This is a genomic window from Halomonas sp. SIMBA_159, assembly GCF_046536035.1.
GTDB lineage: Bacteria > Pseudomonadota > Gammaproteobacteria > Pseudomonadales > Halomonadaceae > Vreelandella > Vreelandella venusta_A.
On record NZ_JAWJBT010000823.1, the window covers coordinates 1 to 263 of the forward strand.

Genomic DNA, 263 nt, shown 5'->3' on the forward strand with positions numbered 1-263 from the left:
GTAATGCCATCGAGAGCATGGCCAGGAACTGCCACAGCTTAGCGCCGGCTATAAACAGCATGCCCACAGTGGTGACAAACATCACCACAAAGGAGCCCAGATCCGGCTGTTGCAGCAGCAACACAGCCAACAGCGCCAGCACGGCCAGCGGTTTGATAAAGCCGTAAAAACTTTGTCTGACCTGATGATACTGGCGCACCAGATACCCGGACAGAAACACAAAGAGCGAAAGTTTAGCCACTTCCGCCGGCTGCAGGTTAAAG

General features: G+C 54.0%; 1 protein-coding gene. It reads right to left on the bottom strand.

Features of this window, described 5'->3' with window-relative positions:
* Window positions 1-263 (bottom strand): FtsW/RodA/SpoVE family cell cycle protein (locus R0J87_RS21520; protein ID WP_498888842.1); only part of this gene is annotated, 263 nt, incomplete at both ends.